Below are 25,257 nucleotides of genomic sequence, written 5' to 3' on the forward strand. Positions count from 1 at the left end.
TGTCGGTGAATTTACAGGCGTTAGATTTACATACATTTATGGATGTATGTACCATAGCACGACGATAATATAAACGCAGCAATGGGTTTAAGGACCTTTGACCATTGACCAATTTGAAATCGGACACTCGAGGTTTACATATGAACAAAAACAGAGGGTTAACGCCTCTGGCGGTCGTTCTGATGCTCTCAGGCAGCTTAGCGCTAACAGGATGTGACGACAAACAGGACCAGCAAGGCGGCCAGCAGATGCCAGAAGTTGGAGTTGTCACACTAAAAACGGAACCACTGCAAATCACAACTGAACTTCCGGGTCGTACCGTTGCTTACCGTATCGCCGAAGTTCGCCCGCAGGTAAGCGGCATTATCCTGAAGCGTAATTTCGTTGAGGGAAGTGATATCGAAGCGGGAGTCTCTCTCTATCAGATTGATCCTGCGACCTACCAGGCGACTTACGACAGCGCTAAGGGCGATCTGGCAAAAGCGCAGGCCGCCGCGAATATCGCTGAACTGACGGTGAAGCGTTATCAAAAGCTGCTGGGTACGCAGTACATCAGTAAGCAGGAATACGATCAGGCGCTGGCTGACGCGCAACAAGCGACTGCCGCCGTTGTCGCAGCAAAAGCCGCCGTTGAAACCGCACGTATCAACCTGGCGTATACCAAAGTCACCTCACCGATTAGCGGTCGTATTGGTAAGTCATCCGTAACGGAAGGCGCGCTGGTACAGAACGGTCAGGCGTCGGCGCTGGCGACAGTGCAGCAGCTGGACCCTATTTATGTCGATGTGACCCAGTCCAGCAATGATTTCCTGCGCCTGAAGCAGGAGCTGGCAAATGGTTCGCTGAAGCAGGAAAACGGCAAAGCGAAGGTCGATCTGGTGACCAGCGACGGTATCAAATTCCCGCAATCCGGTACGCTTGAGTTCTCCGACGTGACCGTTGACCAAACCACCGGATCTATTACTTTGCGCGCCATCTTCCCTAACCCGGATCACACCTTATTGCCAGGAATGTTCGTTCGCGCACGTCTGCAGGAAGGGACAAAACCGACGGCATTACTGGTTCCACAACAGGGCGTTACCCGTACTCCACGCGGCGATGCCACGGTGCTGGTGGTTGGCGCTGATAACAAAGTGGAAACCCGCCAAATCGTCGCAAGCCAGGCGATCGGCGATAAGTGGCTGGTGACTGACGGGTTGAAAGCGGGCGACCGCGTAGTCGTCAGCGGGCTGCAAAAAGTACGTCCTGGCGCACAGGTTAAAGTGCAGGAAATTACCGCGGATAACAAACAGCAAGCCGCAAGCGGTGATCAACCTGCTCAGCCCAGGTCTTAACTTAAACAGGAGCCGTTAAGACATGCCTAATTTCTTTATCGATCGCCCTATATTTGCGTGGGTGATCGCCATCATCATCATGTTGGCAGGGGGGCTCGCGATCCTCAAATTGCCGGTAGCGCAATATCCGACGATTGCGCCACCAGCAGTGACGATCTCCGCAACCTACCCTGGCGCTGATGCGAAAACGGTACAGGATACCGTCACGCAGGTTATCGAACAGAATATGAACGGTATCGATAACCTGATGTATATGTCCTCCAACAGTGACTCCACGGGGACCGTGCAGATCACGCTGACCTTTGAATCCGGCACCGATGCGGATATCGCGCAGGTTCAGGTTCAGAACAAGTTGCAACTGGCAATGCCGTTACTTCCCCAGGAAGTACAGCAACAGGGCGTAAGCGTTGAGAAGTCCTCAAGTAGCTTCCTGATGGTAGTGGGCGTCATTAACACCGACGGCACCATGACCCAGGAGGATATTTCGGATTACGTTGCCGCCAATATGAAAGATCCGATCAGCCGTACCTCTGGGGTGGGCGACGTCCAGCTGTTTGGTTCGCAATATGCGATGCGTATCTGGATGAATCCGACAGAGCTGACCAAATACCAACTGACGCCGGTCGACGTGATTAACGCGATCAAAGCGCAGAACGCCCAGGTCGCAGCAGGTCAGCTCGGTGGTACGCCGCCGGTAAAAGGCCAGCAGCTTAACGCATCGATTATTGCCCAAACGCGTCTGACCTCAACGGATGAGTTTGGCAAAATCCTGCTGAAGGTGAATCAGGATGGCTCCCAGGTTCGTCTGCGGGATGTAGCGAAAATTGAGCTTGGCGGCGAAAACTACGACGTCATCGCGAAATTTAACGGTCAGCCAGCGTCAGGTCTTGGCATCAAACTGGCTACCGGCGCCAACGCGCTGGATACCGCTACCGCTATTCGCGCCGAACTGAAAAAAATGGAACCGTTCTTCCCGCCAGGGATGAAAATCGTCTACCCGTATGACACCACGCCGTTCGTGAAGATCTCTATTCATGAAGTGGTAAAAACGCTGGTCGAAGCGATTATCCTCGTGTTCCTGGTGATGTACCTGTTCCTGCAGAACTTCCGCGCGACGTTGATTCCGACTATTGCGGTTCCGGTGGTGTTGTTGGGAACCTTTGCCGTGCTTGCGGCATTCGGTTTCTCGATAAACACGCTGACGATGTTCGGGATGGTGCTCGCCATCGGCTTGCTGGTGGATGACGCCATCGTGGTGGTCGAGAACGTCGAACGTGTTATGACGGAAGAAGGCCTTCCGCCGAAGGAAGCGACGCGCAAATCCATGGGCCAGATTCAGGGCGCATTGGTGGGTATCGCGATGGTACTGTCGGCGGTATTTATTCCGATGGCCTTCTTTGGCGGCTCAACCGGGGCAATTTATCGTCAGTTCTCTATCACCATCGTATCGGCGATGGCGCTGTCGGTGCTGGTCGCGCTGATCCTGACGCCCGCGCTGTGCGCGACGATGCTCAAACCCGTCGCCAAAGGCGATCATGGCGAAGGGAAAAAAGGCTTTTTCGGCTGGTTTAACCGCCTGTTCGATAAGAGCACGCATCACTACACCGATAGCGTAGGTAATATTCTGCGCAGCACCGGGCGTTATCTGCTGCTCTATCTCATTATCGTCGTCGGTATGGCTTATCTGTTCGTTCGTCTGCCAAGCTCTTTCTTGCCGGATGAAGACCAGGGCGTATTCCTGACAATGGTCCAGCTCCCCGCCGGCGCGACGCAAGAGCGCACGCAAAAAGTGCTGGATGAGGTCACGGATTACTATCTGAACAAAGAGAAAGCCAACGTTGAATCGGTATTCGCCGTCAACGGCTTCGGTTTTGCAGGGCGCGGTCAGAATACCGGTATTGCATTCGTGTCGTTGAAAGACTGGGCCGATCGTCCAGGCGAAAAAAACAAGGTTGAAGCGATTACCCAGCGGGCAACCGCAGCGTTTTCACAAATTAAAGATGCGATGGTCTTCGCCTTTAACCTGCCGGCGATTGTTGAACTGGGCACCGCAACCGGGTTTGACTTCGAGTTGATTGACCAGGCGGGACTTGGTCATGAAAAACTCACCCAGGCACGTAATCAGTTGTTCGGCGAGGTGGCGAAATATCCTGATCTGCTGGTCGGCGTTCGACCTAACGGTCTGGAAGATACGCCGCAGTTTAAAATCGATATCGACCAGGAAAAAGCTCAGGCGCTGGGCGTGTCTATTAGCGACATTAATACCACGCTGGGCGCAGCATGGGGCGGCAGCTATGTAAACGACTTTATCGATCGCGGTCGTGTGAAGAAAGTTTACGTGATGTCCGAAGCGAAATACCGCATGTTGCCGGATGATATTAACGACTGGTACGTTCGTGGTAGCGATGGTCAGATGGTGCCATTCTCCGCATTCTCCTCTTCCCGCTGGGAATATGGTTCGCCGCGTCTGGAACGCTATAACGGTCTGCCTTCGATGGAAATTCTGGGTCAGGCGGCGCCAGGCAAGAGTACCGGTGAAGCGATGGCGATGATGGAAGAACTGGCCAGCAAGCTGCCGTCAGGCATTGGGTATGACTGGACCGGGATGTCCTACCAGGAACGGTTGTCCGGCAACCAGGCCCCTGCCCTGTATGCTATCTCGCTGATCGTCGTCTTCCTGTGTCTGGCGGCATTGTATGAGAGCTGGTCTATCCCGTTCTCCGTAATGCTGGTTGTTCCGCTTGGGGTTATCGGCGCGCTGCTGGCCGCCACCTTCCGCGGACTGACTAACGACGTTTACTTCCAGGTGGGCCTGCTCACAACCATTGGGTTGTCGGCGAAGAACGCGATACTTATCGTCGAATTCGCCAAAGACTTAATGGATAAAGAAGGGAAAGGTCTGGTAGAAGCGACGCTGGAGGCCGTCCGGATGCGTTTGCGCCCGATTCTGATGACCTCGTTAGCGTTCATGCTGGGGGTTATGCCGCTGGTTATCAGTTCCGGCGCGGGTTCCGGCGCGCAGAATGCGGTAGGTACTGGCGTACTGGGCGGGATGGTAACGGCAACCGTACTGGCTATTTTCTTCGTACCGGTCTTCTTTGTGGTGGTACGCCGCCGCTTTAGCCGTAAAAGCGAAGATATTGAGCATAGTCATTCGACAGAACATCGCTGATTTGCTCACTGTTGATAAGGCCGCGCAAGCGGCCTTTTTTACGCAAAAATCATAAAATACGCTTATTGTTAGATTGATTATTTTTTGCCATATTAATAAAAGGTATAATCCTTACTGCGTTAAAGGCTTTTCTTAGGAAAGTTGGCCATTTCTTAATTCAGCCATTAATTAAGAAATATTAAGAATATTCCTGGCTATTTTCTCCTGTCAGAGTCTATTGTTTTAGCCTGAAAAGCTAAAAAACGTTAACCCAATGATTACATAAACAATAAAACTGGTTCCTTTTTAGGCGACCGACGATCACTGTTAAAATTCGAAAAAGTATGGCAACACGCGGCTTTCACGCAATTGTAATTTTTCGTAATATGACGATGAAAAGTTTTTTAGAGTAGATTATAGTTAAATCATAAGGTGACGTGGGAAGTACCAGGTTAGTTAGTTGTATCCATCCCGAAGGTGTTCGGTTAGTTTAAGCCACTAAAAAGGGGATGCATTATGGACGAATACTCACCCAAAAGACATGATATAGCACAGCTTAAATTTCTTTGCGAAACCCTGTATCATGACTGTCTTGCAAACCTTGAAGAAAGCAACCATGGCTGGGTTAATGACCCGACCTCAGCAGTCAACCTGCAGCTCAATGAGCTGATAGAGCATATTGCAACTTTCGCTCTTAATTATAAAATTAAGTACAATGAAGACAATAAATTGATTGCGCAGATAGATGAATACCTGGACGACACCTTTATGTTGTTCAGCAGCTATGGTATTAATACGCAGGATTTGCAAAAATGGCGTAAATCGGGCAACCGCCTGTTCCGTTGTTTCGTCAACGCCACCAGGGCTAATCCTGTTAGTTTGTCTTGTTAAAAATTATTACAATCATAGGTAGAATTTATGTCTGATAAACCATTAACTAAAACTGATTATTTGATGCGTTTACGGCGCTGTCAGACAATTGACACTCTGGAGCGCGTCATTGAGAAAAATAAATATGAATTGTCCGACAATGAGCTGGCTGTATTTTACTCAGCTGCGGATCACCGTCTTGCAGAATTGACGATGAACAAACTCTACGACAAGATCCCCTCTTCAGTATGGAAATTCATTCGTTAATCACGCTACATTACTTTTTAGAGAACACGCAGGTGTTATCTGCCTCCTCGTTCTGGCTAATAACACAACGGGCTATTATAGAACAGTGATATAGATCACATACCAATAGCAGGGAACGTTCCCTCTAATACTTTATTATTGCTTCTATTGCGATAATATCCACCAAGGGGAGCGCGCGATGAGTGACGAAAAACAAAAAATGATCGCTGGGGCACTGTATTGCCCGACCGATGAAACTTTATGCCAGGATCGACTGCGGGCGCGTCAACTCATCCATCAATACAATTATACTACGCCTGATGAAATAAATAAGCGTCAGGCGATTTTACGCGACCTGTTGGGTCGATGCGAAGACGCCTATATTGAACCTTCCTTTCGTTGCGACTACGGCTATAATATTTTTCTTGGTCACTCCTTTTACGCTAACTTCGACTGCGTCATGCTTGATGTTTGCCCAATTCATATTGGCGATAATTGTATGCTCGCGCCAGGGGTACATATCTATACCGCCACGCACCCGCTGGACGCCGTCGAACGCAACAGCGGCAGAGAATTCGGTAAACCCGTCACTATCGGAAATAACGTCTGGATAGGCGGACGAGCCGTCGTTAATCCTGGCGTAACCATCGGCGATAACGTCGTCGTCGCTTCAGGCGCTGTGGTGACAAAAAACGTACCGCCAGACGTCGTGGTAGGCGGAAATCCGGCGCGAATCATTAAAAAATTGTAGTCAAAATGATAACTGTTATGCTAATTCGTGGTTAATCTGTTACTTTTTTCACGTTACACCTCCCTTTAAAATGGGCTGTTACTACCCCTATGTCGCAGAAATCATGAAGGCAAAAGATGACAGAGATACAGCGCCTGCTTAGCGAAACTATTGATGACTTAAACGTCCGTGAAAAACGCGATAACAGGCCGCGTTTTAGTATCAGTTTTATCCGCAAGCATCCTGGGTTATTTATCGCGATGTATGCGGCCTGGTTTGCGACGCTGGCGGTCATGCTGCAATCAGAAACGCTGGTGGGGTCAGTGTGGCTGTTAGTGGTGTTATTTATCGCATTTAATGGCTTCTTCTTTTTCGACATCGCCCCGCGTTATCACTATAACGACATCGATGTGCTGGACCTCCGGGTCTGTTACAACGGCGAATGGTACAACACCCGCTTTGTTCCCCCCACGCTCATTGAGACGATTCTTCAGTCTCCACAGGTGGATAATGAACATAAAGTCCAGCTGCAAAAAATGGTTGCCCGTAAGGGCGAACTTTCCTTCTACGATATTTTTACGCTGGCCCGCGCAGAAGCCAGCCGGTAATAAAAAAGTGCGCACCCTCCCTGGTACGCACTGCTTTCCCTGAACTGTTGGTTTTTTAACGTCTTTTTTTACGCCCCTGAACCGCCTTAAAACGCGGATTTGTTTTACAAATCACGTATAAGCGTCCTTTGCGTTTGACTATCTGGCAATCCGGATGCCGTTGTTTTGCATTGCGAAGTGAGTTTAACACCTGCATTTCATTTACCCCTTTTAGCGCCGATAAAATGACCAAAACGTTTCTGGAAGCGTGCGGCGCTACTTTCGCTATCAAACGTTTTCTGTCTACCGGTATAAAAAGGATGCGATTTTGATGACACATCAATAGTGACATACGGATATGTCACGCCGTCCAGTTCGATTTCACGTTCAGTTTTGATAGTTGATCCCACTTTCACATATTCATTTGCGCTGGTGTCGTGAAATACGACGGTGCGGTATACAGGATGAATATCAGGTTTCATTGCGCCCTCTCAATTATGTTATAACATAACAATAAAATACGCTATCAACGCTCCTTTTTCAACCGGTAAACATTCACGATCTCTTCCTGGCGGCAAAAGCAATGTGGCGTAACGCGTTAGTCTGGCCCCTATATCTGTAAAATCGATAAAATAGCTTTATCATTCGAGGGCGCGATTTACGATCGGATATACTTTCTCTACGCTGTGTTTATAAGGACATCACTGTGACAACACGACATCTGGTCAGCCTGGTAACGGGAGTGCTTATCCTGTCTGTCCTTTTCCCGATAGGATTGAGTCTGTGGCTGGCGCACCGTCAAGTTGAAAAAAGGTTTAACGAAGAGCTGGATATCTTCTCGTCCCGGGTGGCGCTACGTACAGAAAGGGTCAGTGACCAGGCAAAAGCCGCGTTAACGCATATTGCCTCCTTTAAAGGCGAGCCCTGCAGCAGCGCCCATTTACTCGCCATGCGCCGCGTGTCTTATAGCTTTCGGTATGTCCAGGAAGTTCTGTATCTTAAAAATTCGATTCCCGTTTGCTCCTCACTTGAAAAAGAGAGCCATATTCCCGCTTTCCCTCCGCCCATGAAAATCACTCGCGACGGTTATCGCGCCTGGTTTACGGCGCAAAACGATCTGGGTATAAAACGCTATATGGCGGCACTCGGGAGCGACAGCTATATCGTGATGATCGACCCGGCGTCCTTTATCGATGTGATTCCGTTTGGCGCATGGCCGATTGACGTCGCTATTATTGGCCGGGAACGCAATACTGTGGTTGCCAGCAGCGGTAACCTTGACCTCGCTATTCTTCCGCTCATTCACCATGAGACGCCCCTGCGGCTGGAAAACCGAGGCATTCAGTATGCTATTCACCCCTTTCCGGAAATGGGCATTACTATCGTAAGCTGGGCACCGACCGCTCCGCTGGAAAGGAGCTGGTATCGACAGGCATTTATCTGGCTACCGGCGGGCATCGTAACGGGTCTGCTGGCTGCGGCCTTTATTCTGCGTATTTTGCGTCGGCTACAGTCGCCCCGCCACCGTCTCCAGGATGCGATAGACAATCGCGAAATTAACGTACACTATCAGCCTATTGTCTCCCTGAGCAGCGGAAAAATTGTCGGTGCCGAAGCTTTAGCTCGCTGGCAACAGGCGGACGGCACCTTCCTTTCGCCGGAAATTTTTATCGCGCTGGCTGAACAAACCGGGCTCACGGAGCCGCTAACCCGGCTAATCATCGAAACCGTTTTTGAAGACATGGGGAGTTGGTTAAAGTCCCATCCCGAACAACATATTTCAATCAATCTTGAGGCATCCGATCTGGCGTCAGAAACGCTGCCGGCGCTGTTAAGCACGCTGCTGAACCGTAGCCAAATTTCTCCGTCGCAAATCGCGCTTGAATTAACAGAACGCGAGTTCGCCGATCCGAAAACCAGCGCGCCAATTGTCGCCAGATACCGTAACGCGGGACATTCAATTTATATTGATGACTTTGGCACCGGCTATTCCAGCCTCAGCTACTTACAAAATCTGGATGTAGATGTCCTTAAAATTGATAAATCTTTTGTCGATGCGCTGGAATATAAAAACGTCACGCCGCATATTATTGAAATGGCGAAAACGCTCAAACTTAAGATGGTCGCAGAAGGCATCGAAACGACCAGGCAAGAACAGTGGCTACGCCAGCATGGCGTACATTATGGTCAGGGCTGGTTATACAGTAAGCCCCTACCCGCTACGGCATTTATTCTTTGGGCGGAACAGCGGCTATAACGTCGCACAGCAGAAAAAAACAGTGTGGAGAGGCACAAATGGGTGGGGGCCCTGCCAGCTACATCCCGGCACACGCGTCATCTGCCTTGGCTGCTTCCTTCCGGACCTGACCTGGTAAACAGAGTAGCGTTGCGGGAGAACCAACAGAGCCCCCATTGAGAGCGTTGTGAACCAACGCGCAGGCGCATTATCACTGCTATATCGTGCAATTGCAACCCATCAGGCATCGGATGCTGGTTTCTTGCGCATCCGGGCTTTCCTCCCCCCTTATTCCAGATTATCCTGAAGCATTAACGCAGGATTCTATTATGGATATTCAGGACACTTTTCCTCAACGCGTCTGGCAAATCGTCGCCTCGATCCCGGAAGGATTTGTCACGACCTACGGTGATGTCGCCCGGCTTGCCGGTTCCCCTCGGGCGGCGCGTCAGGTCGGCGGAGTGTTAAAACGTCTGCCGGAAGGCAGCACTTTACCATGGCATCGGGTGGTGAACCGCCACGGCGCAATATCACTTACCGGGCCGGATCTACAGCGGCAACGTCAGGCATTACTGGCGGAAGGCGTGGTGGTGTCGGGAAGCGGACAAATCGATTTACAACGCTATCGCTGGGTGTATTAACCCTCTCCGTAACGGAGAGGGTTGGCGCAGGATTAATACTGGGTAGGCGCAGGAACGGCAGAAGACGGATTGACCTGGGTCGGCGAAGTCGATGGAACCGTCGTCGTCGCACCACCGCTGGCCTGCACAGGCACCGCCGTTTGCTGTACCGGTACCAGCGTAAGATCCGCTTTAGTACCGCCATTATTAATCACCGGTTTCACGCTATCGGTAATAAATACCAGCTTATTATCAACGGTGATGGCCGCGCTCAGGAGAATACGCGCGTTAGGTTGAATATCTGATGGGTTAAACGGCAACACAAAACTGAAAGGCGCCTGTTTACCTTCGGTACGTACCACTTTTTGCGACAGCACCTTAGACGGCGCATCAGCCAGCGAAGCATCTGAAAGCGTCACGGTCAGCACCGCATCTGGCGGCAGAGCGACCTTCTGGCGGATCCAGACGGTACCGGAAACATTGGGCTGCTGAATAGTAGACTGGTTAGCTGTAATCGACATGTTAGGGTTTGGCGCAGGCGTCTGGATATCAGCGCTTTTATCAGCGCAGGCCGCCAGAGATATCGCAACCGCTAAACCACTTACGATGTGCACGAGTTTCATTCAATTCTCCTTATCATCAATGCACCAGCAGGCCTTTCCCCCCGCCGGAAGAGTGGTTAACAGAAACATAACGTGATTAAGTGTGGCACATGTCACTCATTTTTGCCTGGAATTGGTCTGTTATTCAGACTTTTGTACCCATCGGACCACTTGCAAAATTGCGTTATACTCTGCCCTACCTCGCTTCGGCATCGTTGTCACCTGGAGAGTATGTATGAGTCAGACACTGAATAATTTGCTGACATTATTGAATCTGGAAAAAATTGAAGAAGGACTCTTTCGGGGCCAAAGTGAAGACTTAGGGCTGCGCCAGGTATTTGGTGGTCAGGTGGTGGGCCAGGCACTCTATGCCGCCAAAGAAACTGTGCCGGAAGCACGACTGGTGCATTCATTCCACAGCTATTTTCTGCGGCCGGGCGATAGCCAAAAACCCATTATCTATGACGTAGAAGTGCTGCGCGATGGGAATAGCTTCAGCGCCCGCCGCGTTGCCGCTATTCAGAACGGGAAACCCATCTTTTACATGACCGCCTCATTCCAGGCGCCGGAACCGGGTTTCGAACATCAAAAAACCATGCCGACGGCAGTCGGGCCGGAAGGACTACCGTCAGAAACGGAAATCGCGCAATCGCTGGCGCATTTACTGCCGCCGATTCTGAAAGAAAAGTTTCTCTGCGATCGCCCGCTGGAAATTCGTCCCGTCGAATTTCACAATCCGTTGAAAGGTCACGTCGCCGCGCCTGTGCGTCAGGTATGGATTCGCGCCAATGGCACCGTTCCGGATGACATTCGCGTCCATCAATATTTACTGGGATACGCCTCGGATCTGAATTTCCTTCCCGTCGCGCTTCAGCCTCACGGCATCGGTTTTCTGGAAAAGGGCATTCAGATCGCCACTATCGATCACTCTATGTGGTTCCATCGCCCGTTCAATTTTAATGAATGGCTACTTTATAGCGTAGAGAGCACTTCCGCCTCCAGCGCCCGGGGCTTTGTTCGCGGCGAGTTTTATACTCAGGATGGCGCGCTGGTCGCTTCAACCGTGCAGGAAGGGGTAATGCGTAATCACAATTAAAAAAACATGCCGCTATGTGGCGTTAATGGCCTGATGACGCTGCGCTTATCCGGCCTACGGTAAACTGGATAAGCGCAGCGCCATCAGGCATGTTGCGCAATCACGCGTTATACGCATTCTCGCCGTGACTGTTCACATCCAGCCCCTCGCGCTCCTGCTCTTCCGGTACACGCAGTCCAACAAGGATATCCGCCAGTTTGTAACCAACAAACGCGACAACGCCGGACCAGACGACCGTAATAGCAATACTTTCCAGCTGTACCATCACCTGATGTCCCATCGTAACGCCGTCGACAAAGCCAACGCCGCCCAGCGAACTGGCGGCAAAAACGCCGGTCAGGATACAGCCGACTATTCCGCAAACGCCGTGAACGCCAAATACGTCGCACGGATCATCTACCCGTAACAGACGTTTAAGCATGGTGACTCCCCACAATCCCGCCAGACCCGCAATAACGCCGATAACCAGCGCGCCGCCAACGCCAACATAGCCACAGGCTGGCGTCACGCCGACCAGACCGGCAATCGCGCCGGAACACGCCCCTAGCAGGGAAGGCTTACCGCGTAGCGTCCACTCGCCGATAATCCACCCCAGAATCGCGGCGGCGGTCGCCACCACGGTGTTCACAAAGGCCAGCGCTGCTATCTCGTTTGCGCTCCCCGCAGAACCCGCGTTAAATCCAAACCAGCCGATATACAGAATCGCAGTACCGGTAAAGACCATCGGCAGGTTATGGGGTTTAAATGCTTCTTTCCCAAAGCCGACGCGTTTGCCAATTAAATAAGCCCCTACCAGCCCGGCGATAGCGGCGTTAATATGCACCACCGTACCACCGGCAAAATCCAGCGCGCCGTGAGCAGCCAGCAGGCCGCCGCCCCACACCATGTGCGCAATCGGGATATAAGAGAGCGTGAACCACACCACGACAAAAATCAGTACCGCCGAAAAACGAATACGCTCCGCCAGCGCGCCGACAATCAGCCCGACGGTAATGCAGGCGAAAGATCCCTGAAACGCGACATGAATATACTGATAAATCGTCCCCGTTACCGCCGTCAACGCGATATTCTTCAACATCGCCCCATCGGCATTACCGAAGAAATGATTCCCTTCGCCAAAAGCCAGCGAATAGCCGTACACCACCCATAAAATACAGACCAGCGCAAAGGTGACGGTCACTTGCGTTAACATTGACAACACGTTCTTAGCGCGAATTAATCCGCCGTAAAACAGCGCGATACCCGGTATCGTCATGAACAGCACCAGCGCGGTGCAAATCATCATAAAAGCACTATCCGCTTTATCGGCAACCGCCGGCGCGGCTATCGTTAGCCCAGGCAGCAGCGCCAGTGAAGCCAGTGTGGTTTTTATCATCGCTATCTTCATTTTTTCATTTCCTGTTGCTGTGTGGCGGGTCTTACAGCGCTGCTTCGTCAGCTTCGCCGGTACGAATCCGAATAACGCGCATGAGCTCCGCGACGAAAATTTTGCCGTCGCCAATTTTTCCGGTGTAAGCCGCTTTACTGATGATATCGATCACCTCTTCCAGTTGGTCGTCGGCGATAGCAACATCAATTTTGACCTTCGGCAGGAAATTTACGCTGTACTCCGCGCCGCGATACAGTTCGGCGTGTCCTTTCTGACGGCCAAACCCTTTCACTTCGGTGACGGTCAGTCCCTGAATGCCAATGGAAGAAAGCGCCTCCCGCACATCCTCCAGCTTGAACGGTTTGATAATCACGGTAACCAGCTTCATAGAACCCTCCAGTCAGAATTAGGTAACGGCTGCCGCCGCGCATGGACTCTTCAGAATGGATATTGCAAAGGATGTGCCAGAAGCTGGCGAGCGAGGAAAAGCGCGGCTAGCGGCGCGTCTTTATATTGACGCGCCCCAACATTGAAGCAGGGAAAGAAAAACGCACCACGACGGTGCATGATGGGCGAGGCTTTGCCCTGTGGCGCCAAACCTTATGCCGCAGGGCCGGGTTCTTCGTGTACGCTGGCGGCTAACTCCTCGCCAACTAACTGTAATTGATACATTTGCCAGTAGCGCCCTTGCGCCGCCAGCAATTGTTGATGCGTCCCGCGCTCCACCGCCTGGCCGCGATGGAGAACCAGAATGGTATCCGCCTCCACGATTGTCGATAGCCGATGGGCAATAACCACCAACGTGGTGCGCTCGCGAATCGCCGCCAGCGCCTGCTGTATCGCCTGTTCAGTGCCGGAATCGATGCTGGCCGTCGCCTCATCAAGAATTAATATTTGCGGGGCGTCAACCAGCACGCGCGCCAGCGCCAATAGCTGTTTTTGCCCGACGGACAGCGTATTTCCCTGCTCGCCGAGATGCGTATGCAGCCCGTCGCTCAGGCCGCGCGCCAGGTCTGCCAGTTGTACTGTTTCCAGCGCCTGCCACACCTGCGCCTCGGAGACATCGCGCCCCAGCGTCACATTAGCCAGAAAGGTATCCGCCATCACTACCGGGTCCTGTTGAACCATCGCCACGCCCTGGCGTAAAACGCGATGATTAAGAGAGGCGATTTCTCGCCCATCCAGCCGAATTTTGCCTTGCGTCAGAGGGTAGTACCCCATTAATAAGCTGGCGAGCGTGCTCTTCCCGCTGCCGGTGTGCCCCACCAGCGCCACAAAGCTACGGGACGGTACTGATAGCGTAATGTCCTGTAAAACAAGATTATCGTCGCGGTAAGCAAACGACAGATGATCAATATCAATCGCCCCGCTTTGTAACGGCCTGTCGTCGCTGCCATAGCGCTGGCGCGGGCGATCCATCAGTTCAAAAACACGCTCTCCCGCCACAACCGCCTGCTGTAGCATGGATTGCTGGGTGGTCAGTTCAATGAGCGGCTCGTTCAGACGTGACAAATAGCTAATGAACGCATACAGCACCCCGACCTCAATCGTGCCGGCAGACGTAAAGCTGAAAAGCATCAACAAACCACACAAAATGAGCGCAGAAAAGAGGCTAAGCAGCGGACGCAATAAAAAGCCGTCTAAGCGTAGCGTCTGCATCCGCGCCATGTAGTGCGAGCGGCTGGCCTCGCCCATGCGTTCGCCGAAGCGCGCCTGCTGGCGAAACTGCTGAATTACGCTCATCCCGTTGATGATTTCGTTAAAGCCGTCGTTAATATCCGCCAGATATGCCCGCACGCGGCGTACAATCGGCGTGCTGTAGCGCTGATAAATGATCATCACGGTCAATACCGCCGGAAAAATCAAAATCGCCACCAGCGCCATCCGCCAGTCAAGGCTGAACATGGCGACCAGCATGGCGCCGATCAACGCCGCGCTACGTAATACCGTCGCGACGACCGTGACGTACAGATCGCGGATGACTTCCGTATCGTTGGTCACGCGTGAAATTAATTGTCCGACAGGCTGCGTGTCGAAGGCGCTTAGCGGCTGACGCAAGGCGGCATCCATGACGTCCGTGCGCAAGGACTGAACCACGCCAACGGCCGCCCGGTTAAATAATAAAGACTGGGCGTAATGCAGACCCGCCGCCAGAAATTGTAGCCCCACATAGGCGGCCGCCAGCCCCGCGACCTTGCCCAACGGTAAATGGTGGCGGGCCACCATGTTATCAATGAAATAGCTGATCAGCAGCGGACCGCTAACTTCCGCCGCCGCCGCAATCCACAGCATCATCACCGCGACAGAGAGCGTTTTTCGCCATGGCGAGCCATACGCCAGTAACCGTTTCAGCGTCGGCCATAGCTGTCCAAAACTACGCATTCGCCGCCTCCTCGCCGCGTTCCGGCGCGTCATCCAGCGCGGCCTCCAGTTGCTGATAGCGATACATATCGCGATACCAGCCAATCTGCTGCGCCAGTTGATCGTGATCGCCGCGCTGAACAACATGACCATGTTGCATAACGATAATTTCATTGGCGTCGGTCAGCGCGGATAAACGATGCGCGCTGATGATGACCGTACGCCCTTCGCCCCACTGGCGCAAATTATGCAAAATCTGATGCTCCGTGCGACCATCTACTGCTGAGAGCGCATCATCAAGAAGCAGAATTTCCGCATTCAACAGCAGCGCTCTGGCAATCGAGATACGCTGTTTTTGCCCTCCCGATAACATGACGCCACGTTCACCTACCTGCGTGTCGTAGCCCTGAGGCAAACGGAGAATATCCTCATGTACGCTGGCTAAACGCGCCACCTGTTCAATCTCTTCCTGGGTCGCCTCCGGGCGTCCGAGCGCAATATTATTGGCAATAGAGTCCGAGAACAAAAACGGCGTCTGGCTGACGACCGCCAGTCGGCTACGCCAGCTATCCAGTTGCAGATGCGTCAACGGCATGTCATGGAATCGGATTTCTCCCTGCGTCACATCAAAATGGCGCTGGATAAGCGACAAGATTGTGCTTTTCCCCGCGCCGGTCGGACCGCATATCCCCAGCATCTGACCCGGTTTAAGGCGAAAGTTCACATTCTCCAGCGCCGGATGCGTCGTTTGCGGATAGCAAAACTCACGAATGGCCGCCGTCAGTTCGCCGCGCCCCGCCGGGACCGGCTCTTCACCATCCTTAACTACCGGCGCTTCCGCCAGCATGGCGCGGATGCGGCTGTAAGCGGCGCTACCCCGCTCCACGATATTAAACATCCAGGCCAGCGCCAGCATCGGCCAAATCATCAACCCCAGATACATCATAAAGCTGGTGAGTTCGCCCAGCGTCAGGCTGCCGTTAACCACCATCCAGCTTCCGCCGCTAATCGCGAGCAGGTTCGCCATGCCAATGGCGATGTAAATGGTTGGATCAAAACGCGCGTCAATACGCGCCACGCGCATATTTTTCTTGCCGGTATCTTCGGCATCCGCCGCAAACAGCGAAGACTGGCGATCCTCCAGACCAAACGCTTTGATCATGCGGATGCTGGTCAGACTCTCCTGCGTGCGGTCGTTCAGGCTGGAGAAGGCGGCCTGCGCCAGTTTGAAATAGTCATGCAGCCGATCGCCGTAACGTTTGATCATCAGCGCCATAATCGGCATCGGCAACAGCGCTAATAGCGTTAGCTGCCAGCTAATTTGCGTCGACATGACAATCAGTACCGCGCAGCCCATTACCAGCGAGTCAACCAGCGTCAGAACGCCCTCGCCCGCCGCAAATACGACGCGATCCACATCATTCGTCGCACGCGCGATAAGATCGCCCGTCCGATGGCGCTGATAAAATTCAGGATGCTGACGGCTCAGCTGGCGATAATAATCTTCACGCAGTTCGACGGCTAATTGATAAGAAGCGCCAAATAGCAGCACGCGCCAGACATAGCGCAACAAATAGACCACTACGGCGATCAGGGCAATGGTGCCAATCCACATCGCTATTCGGCCTGGAGTAAAATGCTGTGCGGTTACGCCATCCACGACAATCCCCACCACTTTGGGCGGGATCAGCTGAAGCATCGCAATAAGCATAAGCAGGGCCACCGCGCCAAGATAGCGACGCCATTCCCGGCGAAAGTACCAGCTTAATTGAGCAAATAATCGCACGCGTTATTTCCTGATATGATTTCCGGCAATACCGGGAGAATTATTCAATGGGCAGAGATGTGGTGTACTTAATCTGTTCCATCGCAAAACTGGAGGTGACGTCTGACAGTCCTGGGACGCTATTGACCAGACGTTTATAGAAGTCGTCATACCGCTTCATGTCGGCCACCTGAACTCGCATCAGATAGTCGTATTCCCCCGCCATCCGCCAGAAGCCAAGCACTTCCGGCATCTCAGAGACGACGGTCACGAACCGACAGTACCATTCACTGCTGTGGTGCTGCGTTTTTATCAACACAAAAGCGGTTAACCCCAGCCCCAGTTTTTCCGGGTCCAGCAGCGCGACCCTGCCAAGCAGGATACCGTCATCTTCCAGGCGTTTAAGCCGCTTCCAGCAAGGCGTTGTCGTCAGATTAACGGCATCCGCCAGCGCCTGCAAAGAGAGGGTACAGTCCTGCTGCAATAAGCAAAGCAGTTTACGGTCAATTTTATCTAACATACCCACTCCATAGAGAATATTTTTCTCCTTACATTGTAATTTAAAGGCCAAATAGCAACAATTTTTTCCGTACTTTTCGCTACTCTTGGCACAAAATGATAAATGGATATTAATGATGAGTAGCAATTGGGTTAAAAATGCCATTAATGAAATTAACGCTGACCACCAGCGCTCGGCGGATACGCATCTTATTCGTTTGCCCCTGTCGGCATTTCCGGGTATCCAGCTTTACCTGAAAGACGAAAGCACGCATCCCACCGGTAGCCTTAAGCATCGTCTGGCGCGCTCGCTGTTCCTTTATGGGCTGTGCAATGGCTGGATTAAAGAAGGCACTCCGATTATTGAAGCGTCATCAGGCTCAACGGCGATTTCCGAAGCCTGGTTCGCGCGTTTACTGGGACTGCCGTTCATCGCCGTCATGCCCGCCTGTACCGCAAAACGTAAAATCGAACAGATTCAATTTTACGGCGGCCACTGTCATTTTGTGGAGAGCGCCTGCGAAATTTATGCCGCCTCCGAGCGGCTGGCGCATGAACTGAACGGTCACTATATGGACCAGTTTACCTACGCAGAACGAGCTACCGACTGGCGGGGCAACAATAATATTGCCGACAGTATTTTCCGCCAGATGCGCAACGAACCCCATCCGGTACCGCGATTTATCGTCATGAGCGCCGGAACGGGCGGAACCTCTGCGACGATTGGGCGCTATATTCGCTGCCAGGGCTATGATACTCAGCTCATGGTGGTGGATCCGGAAAATTCCGTCTTTTTACCTTACTGGCAGGATCGCGACGCTTCATTACGCAGCCCGGTGGGCAGTAAAATTGAAGGAATTGGTCGTCCGCGAGTAGAGCCTTCTTTTATTCCGGATGTCGTAGATGAGATGCTGCGCGTGCCGGACGCCGCCAGCGTTGCCACCGCACACTGGCTGGAAACGCAGCTGGGCCGTAAAGTCGGCGCCTCTACCGGCACGAATATGTGGGGAGCACTGCAGCTTGCGGCCCGGATGCGCGAGGCTGGAGAAACCGGCGCTATCGTGACGTTATTGTGCGATAGCGGCGATCGCTATCTGGATACCTATTACCATCCGTCCTGGGTTAGCGACCATATCGGCGATTTGGCGCCGTGGTCAGCGGCCATCGCAAAATTACTTACCGGCGACTAGAAACAAAAAAAAGCCAGACTGAATGTCTGGCTTGCTGGGAGAGATCTCTCATTCGGGGGAATAAGGTAGATGCGGATTGTCCAGCCAATGCGTCAAAAAGTGTGATACCGCTTGATTACCACAATGTCCGATAACCGAAAGGTGTGGCAGCGCGGCGATAAGCTGCGGCATGGCATTGCCCATAATGAGCCCCCGCCCGACGCTGCCCAGCATTTCCCGATCGTTCATCGCGTCGCCAAACGCCATGCAATCTGCCAGTGAAAGCCCTAAATGATTGCTCAATACCGCCAGCGCCGATCCTTTATTGCACCCCAGCGGTAGCACTTCCAGGCAGTCGACGGCAGAGAAACAGAGGTGCGCGCGTTCTTCCAGCGCCTCATTGAGCTGAATGCGCAAACGGATCAGATCGTCATGATCGCCGCAAAAACAGATCTTCGTCACCTGATGGGCCGGAATGCTTTTTATATCGATAACCTGATAACGAAAGCCGCTGTAGACGTGCGCCTGGAGTAGCGCGGGGATCTCCTGGCCTGTAAACCAGCCGTTGTCATTAAACACATGCATACTGGCTCGGGTATCCCAGGCATGATGCATCACCGTATCGGCAACCTGAGGATCGAGATCCTGACGATGCAGCACGTCGCCTTCCAGCGAGTGAATTCGCGTCCCGTTACCGGTAATAAGATAAGCATCCAGTGAAAGCGTCCCCAGAATATGCCGCATCTCCAGCACATGACGACCCGTAGCGAATGTCAGAGTGATATCGCGTTCGCGCAGACGCGCCAGCGTGGCGATCGTTTCTCTACCCAAATGGTGATCGGGCATTAATAACGTGCCATCCATATCAAATGCTGCCAGACGGGCCATCTCTTTCTCCACACTGTGACGCGGTTAACTTGTTGTTCAGTATTACCTGAGATATACGGAAGTAATAGTGAACAGATAAAAGGAAGTGTTCCGGGTTTTATGAGGCTACTGAATCGGCTTAATCAATATCAACGCCTCTGGCAGCCTTCCGCCGGGGAAACGCAACATGTCACCGTTAGCGAACTGGCCGAACGCTGTTTTTGTAGCGAGCGCCATCTGCGAACGCTGCTGCGTCAGGCCCAGCAGGCTGGTTGGCTAAGATGGGAGGCGCAGTCCGGGCGCGGGAAACGTGGACGGCTCCAGTTTCTGGTCACGCCGGAATCGCTCCGCACCGCCATGATGGAACAGGCGCTGGAAAAAGGGCAGCAGCTCAACGTACTGGAACTGGCGCAGCTGGCGCCTGGCGAGTTACGGGCGATGCTCCAGCCTTTTATGGGCGGCCAATGGCAAAACGATACGCCGACATTGCGTATTCCCTACTATCGTCCGCTTGATCCGCTGCAGCCGGGTTTCCTGCCAGGACGCGCGGAACAGCATCTCACAGGGCAAGTTTTTTCCGGGTTAACGCGCTTCGACCGCGATAGCCAATATCCTTGCGGGGATCTGGCGCATCACTGGAAGGTTTCCGCCGACGGTTTACGCTGGGATTTTTATATTCGCTCCACGCTGCACTGGCATAATGGCGATGCGGTGGATACCGCGCAGCTACACGAACGCCTGGAAAGGCTGCTTACCCTACCCGCGCTAAGCAAATTGTTTATTAGCGTCGCACGGATCGAAGTAACGCATCCTCAGTGCCTGACCTTTCTCCTTCACCGACCTGATTACTGGCTGGCGCATCGTCTGGCGAGCTATTGTAGCGGTCTGGCGCATCCTGACCTGCCGCTTATCGGCACCGGTCCTTTTCGCCTGGCGTTGTTCACGCCGGAACTGGTGCGTCTGGAAAGTCATGACCATTATCACCTCAGCCATCCGCTGCTGAAAGCGATTGAATTCTGGATCACCCCGCAACTGTTTGCCCAAGATCTGGGCACCAGTTGCCGCCATCCGGTGCAGATTGCCATCGGCAAACCGGAAGAGCTGGCGACGCTGAGTCAGGTAAGTAGTGGTATTAGTCTGGGTTTTTGCTATTTAACCCTCAAAAAGGGCTCACGGCTCAACGTACAGCAGGCGCGGCGTCTGATACATATTATCCATCATACTTCGCTGCTGAAAACCTTGCCGGTAGATGAGAACTTGATTATGCCAAGTCAGGGGCTGCTACCCGGCTGGACAATCCCGCAATGGCAGGACGTTGATGAAACGCCATTGCCGAAAAAACTTACCCTGGCGTACCACCTTCCCGTAGAGCTGCATACGATGGCGGAACAGCTTCGACATTACCTGGCGACGCTCGGCTGTGAGTTAACATTGATTTTTCATAATGCCAAAAACTGGGATAACTGCCCTGCGTTGGCGCAAGCGGATCTGATGATGGGCGACAGGCTGATCGGCGAAGCGCCGGAATATACGCTGGAGCAGTGGCTACGTTGCGATCAGATCTGGTCACATGTCCTGGACGCGCCTGCGTTTTCCCATCTGCAGGCTACGCTTGACGCTCTGCAAATTCAGCCCAATGAAAAAGATCGCCGCGCCGCGCTACAACAAGTTTTTGCCAACCTGATGGATGACGCCACACTTACGCCGCTGTTTAATTATCACTATCGCATCAGCGCCCCACCGGGCGTTAACGGCGTTCGACTCACCCCTCGCGGCTGGTTTGAATTTAGCGAAGCCTGGCTTCCGCCGCCTTAGCCGTGAAGAAGCTGGTCGGGATTATCCGTACGCGTTACCATATTGGCTTTCGTCATTGATCAGGATAACTATGAAACGCGCCGTTGTTGTATTTAGTGGAGGTCAGGACTCCACCACTTGTCTGGCGCAAGCGCGGCATCAGTATGATGAAGTGCATTGTGTCACGTTTGATTATGGTCAGCGCCACCGCGCAGAGATTGATGTCGCGCGCGCGCTGGCGTTAAAACTTGGCGCACGCGCGCATAAAGTGCTGGATGTCATTTTGCTGAACGAACTGGCGGTCAGCAGCCTGACGCGGGATAGCATTCCGGTGCCGGACTATGAACCGAACGCTGACGGTATCCCCAATACTTTCGTACCGGGACGCAATATTCTCTTTCTGACGCTGGCGGCGATTTACGCTTATCAGGTCAAAGCCGAGGCGGTGATCACCGGCGTTTGCGAGACCGATTTTTCCGGCTATCCAGACTGTCGCGATGAGTTCGTCAAAGCGCTGAATCACGCGGTGAATCTGGGCATGGCGAAAGATATCCGTTTCGAAACGCCCTTAATGTGGATTGATAAAGCTGAGACCTGGGCGCTGGCCGATTATTGGGGCCAACTGGATTTGGTTCGCGAAGACACGCTGACCTGCTATAACGGCATTAGAGGCGATGGCTGTGGTCATTGCGCGGCCTGTAATCTGCGCGCTAACGGCCTGAATCATTATCTGTCGAATAAAGCGGCGGTGATGGCGGCAATGAAGCAAAAAACCGGGTTAAGGTGATTGTTTTGCCGGATGGCGGCGCACGTGCCTTATCCGGCCTGGCGATATTCACCATGGTCAATATCGCCAGGCCGGACAAGTTCAACGCCATCAGACAGCGAGGCGTTATTGCACCATCTGTTCCAGCTTTTCACGCAATTCGCCTTCCAGCGGCAGCGCTTTTTGCGTTTTTAAATCAATACAAACAAACGTGATGAGCGCATCAGCCACCACCTGACCTTCTGGTTCCAGCGTAATCGTCTGGCTTAATACGCCGCTTTTACCGTTAAGCTGTTGTACCTGGCTGGTCACGGTCAGTAGATCGCTCAATACCGCCGGGCGACGGTAATTTATGTTGATGTTTACCACCACAAAAGCAATATTGCGGGCCGTCATCCACTGAAAGCTGTCGCTGTTTTCCAGCCCATCCCAACGGGCCTCTTCCAGAAACTCCAGATAGCGGGCATTATTAACATGTTGATAAACATCAAGATGATATCCACGGACTTTGATTTGTGTTTGCATAGCGCAATAACCTTACGTTGTTGTTATAAGTAAACGACAAGTACAGAGGTCATAACTGGTATGACCTCTACAGTCTGGCAAATTTTTGCCACTGTGCAAGTGATTACAATGTTAAAACTGCCAGATTACGCTCCACCAGCGCGCTTCCCATTCCCGGCACCTGCTTTAAATCATCCACCGTTTTAAAAGGACCATACTCCTCCCGATAGCTCACAATAGCCTGCGCTTTTTTCAGCCCAACGCCGTTCATCACCCGCGCCAGATCCTCCGCAGACGCGGTATTAATGCTCACCCTGGTACCTTCATCATCGCTGGCTTTAGCAGGTAATGCCGCTTTGGCGGAGGATGAAGAAGGCGTATCCGCTTTTGTTTCCACCGCTGCATTTTTTGCGACAGGCGTCGCCGCCAGTGCGCTATGGGCCATGCCCGCGCAGGTTAAAGAAAGTGTAATAAGCAGTGCTTTAATTCCGTGTTTCATACTGTTTTCTCCTTGTTTGTTAACAGTGCAGCCACGATAGCGGGACGGAGAAAAACGAACAAACGGCAATTTTCAGAAATGGAAAAGGCCGCGAAAGCGGCCTTTGTGGGATACAACATTTTGCAATTTTTTGCGAAGCGCCTCGACGATTACTGCTGTTCCAGAGCATCGCCGATTTTGATTTTCGCCTCTTTACGCAGATTGCTCATCAGCGCCTCAAAGACAATTTGCGCATTGTTCTGCGTGATGCCCTGCACCATCGCTTTTTTCTGCGCTTCCGGCATGGCGCCCGCTTTCACCTCGTCAAACGCCAGCAGAACGACGTTACCCTGCATATCGTTCGCCACGCCATAAACTGGCTTATCTTTCGTCGGAAGGCTTAACGCAAAGGCCGCCTGACTCACCGGATCCTGACTGGTACGACTTAACGTTTTAGGCTCGCCAAAACTCAGACCCGCCGCTTTCATTGCTTCCGCGCCTTTGCCCGCTTTCAGCTCGACCAGCAGTTTTTCCGCATCCAGCTTCGCCTGTTGTTCCGCTTTGTTATGCTTCACCAGGGCAGTGACCTGTTCTTTCACTTCTGCCAACGGTTTCACGGCTTCAGGTTTATGTTCACTCACGCGCACGACAAAAGCCCGGTCGCCATCTACGGTGATAATGTCTGAATTCGGCCCCGGCGTACCATTTTCGCCCACCAGACCGCCATTAAAGATAGCATCGGCTACCGGTTTGAAGTTCAGCTCTTCCGGTAAGGTGTCACGGCTAAACCAGCCGGTTTCAACGGCTTTTACGCCAGCGACCTGTTCAGCGCCTGCTAACGACTCATTGTCGTTGCTTGCCGCATCGCTCACCTTCTGCTGCAACGCATAGTAAGCATCCAGCGCTTTTTCTTGTTTCACTTTCGCGGCAATGTCGTCGCGAACCTCGCTTAACGGTTTCACTTTGGCAGGCTGAATATCATCCAGACGCGCCACCAGAAAACCGACAGACGACTTAATCACGCCAGATATCTGGCCTTTTTCTTTTAATCCGGCGTTTTTCAGTTCCGGCACCGTGGCAGACTCTTCCAGCCAGCCCATATCGCCACCATTACGCGCAGAGATGATATCGGTAGATTTCTCTTTCGCCAGCGTGGCGAAATCTTCGCCCTTGTTCAGCGCATCCAGTACCGCTTTCGCATCATCTTCCGTTTTGGTCTGAATAATGCTGTAACGAATGCGCTCCGGCTGAGTAAACTGATCTACATGCTGGTCATAATAGGCCTGAATATCCGCATCGCTGACCGGTGCCTGCATCGTCGCGGCATCCAGTTTGATATAGCTTACGCGGAACTGTTCCGGCGTCATAAAGCGGGCTTTATTCTGATCGTAGTAGCTGGACACTTCCTGATCGGTCACCTGCTGCTTCGCCGCCAGCGCGTTGACATCAATAACGGCTTCACGCACCACGCGCTGTTGAGAGACTAATGCCGCCAGTTCGTCGGTTTCCCCTTTCAGCATAAAATCAGTACCGGCCACGCCGTTGATCAGTTGCTGAGTGGTAAGCTGGTTACGCAGCGCCTGAGCATACTGATCGGCCGTCATTCCCATCTGATTCACAATCGCGTTATAGCGGTTGTTGTCAAACTTACCGTCCACCTGAAAAGCGGGAGTGGCGAAAATCGCCTGCTTTACCTGCTCATCGCTGATGCCCAGTTTCAGTTCGCGGGAATATTGATCCAACAGCGCTTCATCTATCAGACGATTCAGCACCTGCTGGCGCAGGCTTTTCATATAACCTTCGTTGGCCGCCAGTTCAGAATACCTGTCGCCCAACTGCTGCTGCATACGGTTACGTTCGTTATTAAACGCATTCTCAAACTGTGCCCGGCTGATTTCCTGGCCATTCACTTTTGCGGCGTAGTTATTGCTTCCGCCAATCAGGTAACCACTAACGCCGGTCAAAATGAACGATACGATAATGAGAACGAAAATAATCTTGAGCACGAGACTGTTTGCAGCCGTGCGTAAGCTGTCCATCATGGTGTAACCACACTCCGCTGTAGGTGACTTTACACTTTATCTTTCAGGCGGCTTCTCTGCTGGCTACCGAGTGATTCGCTCAGTTGCCGCGTCGACGCAACCTGAATGATTTGCGTATATAGACTTCACGCGCATCGCATTTTCTGAACGCGGCGCGCAAAAGCCTATTGTG

Annotated in this window: 24 protein-coding genes and 1 other RNA gene; 12 read left to right on the top strand and 13 right to left on the bottom strand. The window is 52.5% G+C overall.

Going from position 1 to position 25,257, the window contains the following annotated elements:
• Positions 1-140 precede the first annotated feature (140 nt).
• The 6 genes from acrA (at position 141) to J4614_RS11650 (ending at position 6,939) form a co-directional block, all read left to right on the top strand.
• Positions 141-1,334 carry a multidrug efflux RND transporter periplasmic adaptor subunit AcrA gene (acrA, locus tag J4614_RS11625; protein WP_001039202.1) on the top strand — a complete coding sequence of 398 codons (1,194 nt, stop codon included), beginning with the start codon at positions 141-143 and terminating at the stop codon, positions 1,332-1,334.
• Positions 1,335-1,356: 22 nt separating this feature from the next.
• A complete protein-coding gene (gene acrB / locus J4614_RS11630; protein WP_001132508.1) occupies positions 1,357-4,506 on the top strand; it encodes an efflux RND transporter permease AcrB in 3,150 nt (1,049 codons plus the stop codon).
• A gap of 495 nt (positions 4,507-5,001) precedes the next feature.
• Entirely contained in the window at positions 5,002-5,376 is a 375-nt protein-coding gene (gene tomB, locus J4614_RS11635) for an Hha toxicity modulator TomB (protein WP_000344807.1), read from the top strand.
• Positions 5,377-5,403: 27 nt separating this feature from the next.
• Positions 5,404-5,622, top strand: coding sequence for an HHA domain-containing protein (locus J4614_RS11640; RefSeq protein WP_001280991.1), 219 nt, complete (start codon positions 5,404-5,406; stop codon positions 5,620-5,622).
• Between the two features lie 178 nt (positions 5,623-5,800).
• On the top strand, positions 5,801-6,352 hold the full coding sequence (gene maa / locus J4614_RS11645; RefSeq protein ID WP_001278791.1) for a maltose O-acetyltransferase: 552 nt from the start codon (positions 5,801-5,803) through the stop codon (positions 6,350-6,352).
• A 116-nt stretch (positions 6,353-6,468) separates the two neighbouring features.
• Positions 6,469-6,939 (top strand): YlaC family protein, encoded by a 471-nt coding sequence (locus J4614_RS11650; protein WP_000136183.1) that lies wholly within the window; start codon positions 6,469-6,471, stop codon positions 6,937-6,939.
• A 55-nt stretch (positions 6,940-6,994) separates the two neighbouring features.
• Here the strand turns inward: J4614_RS11650 and ykgO are convergent, their stop codons facing one another.
• Together ykgO and J4614_RS11660 are read right to left on the bottom strand one after the other, a co-directional pair.
• Positions 6,995-7,135 carry a type B 50S ribosomal protein L36 gene (gene ykgO, locus J4614_RS11655; RefSeq protein WP_001197749.1) on the bottom strand — a complete coding sequence of 47 codons (141 nt, stop codon included), beginning with the start codon at positions 7,133-7,135 and terminating at the stop codon, positions 6,995-6,997.
• Position 7,136: 1 nt separating this feature from the next.
• Positions 7,137-7,400, bottom strand: coding sequence for a type B 50S ribosomal protein L31 (locus J4614_RS11660; protein ID WP_000801416.1), 264 nt, complete (start codon positions 7,398-7,400; stop codon positions 7,137-7,139).
• Between the two features lie 224 nt (positions 7,401-7,624).
• On the opposite strand from J4614_RS11660, the gene J4614_RS11665 reads away from it, so the two are divergent.
• Positions 7,625-9,175 (top strand): EAL domain-containing protein, encoded by a 1,551-nt coding sequence (locus J4614_RS11665; protein WP_000213135.1) that lies wholly within the window; start codon positions 7,625-7,627, stop codon positions 9,173-9,175.
• A gap of 49 nt (positions 9,176-9,224) precedes the next feature.
• Here J4614_RS11665 and ffs read toward each other — a convergent pair.
• Positions 9,225-9,321: signal recognition particle sRNA small type (gene ffs, locus J4614_RS11670), an RNA gene on the bottom strand.
• Between the two features lie 84 nt (positions 9,322-9,405).
• Here ffs and J4614_RS11675 point away from each other — a divergent pair.
• Positions 9,406-9,795, top strand: coding sequence for an MGMT family protein (locus J4614_RS11675; RefSeq protein ID WP_000961285.1), 390 nt, complete (start codon positions 9,406-9,408; stop codon positions 9,793-9,795).
• A gap of 32 nt (positions 9,796-9,827) precedes the next feature.
• Here J4614_RS11675 and J4614_RS11680 read toward each other — a convergent pair whose 3' ends face one another.
• Complete coding sequence (locus J4614_RS11680; RefSeq protein WP_023232733.1) at positions 9,828-10,397, bottom strand: YbaY family lipoprotein; 570 nt, start codon at positions 10,395-10,397, stop codon at positions 9,828-9,830.
• Positions 10,398-10,611: 214 nt separating this feature from the next.
• Between J4614_RS11680 and tesB the strand changes: the two genes are divergently transcribed.
• Positions 10,612-11,472 (top strand): acyl-CoA thioesterase II, encoded by an 861-nt coding sequence (gene tesB, locus J4614_RS11685; protein WP_000084176.1) that lies wholly within the window; start codon positions 10,612-10,614, stop codon positions 11,470-11,472.
• Positions 11,473-11,572: 100 nt separating this feature from the next.
• Here tesB and amtB read toward each other — a convergent pair whose 3' ends face one another.
• The 5 genes from amtB to decR all read right to left on the bottom strand — a co-directional run bounded on the left by amtB (position 11,573) and on the right by decR (position 17,487).
• Positions 11,573-12,859, bottom strand: a complete 1,287-nt coding sequence (gene amtB / locus J4614_RS11690; RefSeq protein ID WP_000684912.1) for an ammonium transporter AmtB — start codon at positions 12,857-12,859, stop codon at positions 11,573-11,575.
• A gap of 31 nt (positions 12,860-12,890) precedes the next feature.
• A complete protein-coding gene (gene glnK / locus J4614_RS11695; RefSeq protein ID WP_000780341.1) occupies positions 12,891-13,229 on the bottom strand; it encodes a P-II family nitrogen regulator in 339 nt (112 codons plus the stop codon).
• 212 nt (positions 13,230-13,441) lie between these two features.
• Positions 13,442-15,223 carry a SmdB family multidrug efflux ABC transporter permease/ATP-binding protein gene (locus J4614_RS11700; RefSeq protein ID WP_023232731.1) on the bottom strand — a complete coding sequence of 594 codons (1,782 nt, stop codon included), beginning with the start codon at positions 15,221-15,223 and terminating at the stop codon, positions 13,442-13,444.
• Positions 15,216-16,988, bottom strand: a complete 1,773-nt coding sequence (locus J4614_RS11705; protein WP_001235559.1) for a SmdA family multidrug ABC transporter permease/ATP-binding protein — start codon at positions 16,986-16,988, stop codon at positions 15,216-15,218. The genes J4614_RS11700 and J4614_RS11705 overlap by 8 nt, the downstream gene beginning before the upstream one ends.
• A 40-nt stretch (positions 16,989-17,028) precedes the next feature.
• Entirely contained in the window at positions 17,029-17,487 is a 459-nt protein-coding gene (gene decR, locus J4614_RS11710; RefSeq protein ID WP_000884593.1) for a DNA-binding transcriptional regulator DecR, read from the bottom strand.
• Positions 17,488-17,599: 112 nt separating this feature from the next.
• Here decR and cdsH point away from each other — a divergent pair, with 112 nt between their 5' ends.
• Positions 17,600-18,655, top strand: a complete 1,056-nt coding sequence (cdsH, locus tag J4614_RS11715; RefSeq protein ID WP_076018279.1) for a cysteine desulfhydrase — start codon at positions 17,600-17,602, stop codon at positions 18,653-18,655.
• A 48-nt stretch (positions 18,656-18,703) separates the two neighbouring features.
• On the opposite strand, the gene cof is transcribed toward cdsH, so the two are convergent.
• The gene (cof, locus tag J4614_RS11720; RefSeq protein WP_000113030.1) at positions 18,704-19,522 is read right to left on the bottom strand and encodes an HMP-PP phosphatase; all 819 of its coding nucleotides are present in this window, start codon (positions 19,520-19,522) and stop codon (positions 18,704-18,706) included.
• Positions 19,523-19,621: 99 nt separating this feature from the next.
• On the opposite strand from cof, the gene J4614_RS11725 reads away from it, so the two are divergent.
• Both J4614_RS11725 and queC read left to right on the top strand, forming a co-directional pair.
• On the top strand, positions 19,622-21,316 hold the full coding sequence (locus J4614_RS11725; protein ID WP_001238183.1) for an SgrR family transcriptional regulator: 1,695 nt from the start codon (positions 19,622-19,624) through the stop codon (positions 21,314-21,316).
• Positions 21,317-21,386: 70 nt separating this feature from the next.
• The gene (gene queC, locus J4614_RS11730) at positions 21,387-22,082 is read left to right on the top strand and encodes a 7-cyano-7-deazaguanine synthase QueC (RefSeq protein ID WP_208293179.1); all 696 of its coding nucleotides are present in this window, start codon (positions 21,387-21,389) and stop codon (positions 22,080-22,082) included.
• A gap of 105 nt (positions 22,083-22,187) precedes the next feature.
• Here the strand turns inward: queC and fadM are convergent, their stop codons facing one another.
• The 3 genes from fadM to ppiD all read right to left on the bottom strand — a co-directional run bounded on the left by fadM (position 22,188) and on the right by ppiD (position 25,085).
• Positions 22,188-22,586, bottom strand: coding sequence for a long-chain acyl-CoA thioesterase FadM (gene fadM / locus J4614_RS11735; protein WP_001194543.1), 399 nt, complete (start codon positions 22,584-22,586; stop codon positions 22,188-22,190).
• A 103-nt stretch (positions 22,587-22,689) separates the two neighbouring features.
• Entirely contained in the window at positions 22,690-23,064 is a 375-nt protein-coding gene (locus J4614_RS11740) for a helix-hairpin-helix domain-containing protein (protein WP_000680322.1), read from the bottom strand.
• A 149-nt stretch (positions 23,065-23,213) separates the two neighbouring features.
• A complete protein-coding gene (gene ppiD / locus J4614_RS11745; RefSeq protein WP_023197727.1) occupies positions 23,214-25,085 on the bottom strand; it encodes a peptidylprolyl isomerase in 1,872 nt (623 codons plus the stop codon).
• Between the last annotated feature and the right edge of the window lie 172 nt (positions 25,086-25,257).

Origin of the sequence: Salmonella sp. 32031103-2018-00083-FB-01-SM-01 (assembly GCF_017571995.1) — a bacterium.
In the GTDB taxonomy this organism is placed as follows: domain Bacteria; phylum Pseudomonadota; class Gammaproteobacteria; order Enterobacterales; family Enterobacteriaceae; genus Salmonella; species Salmonella enterica.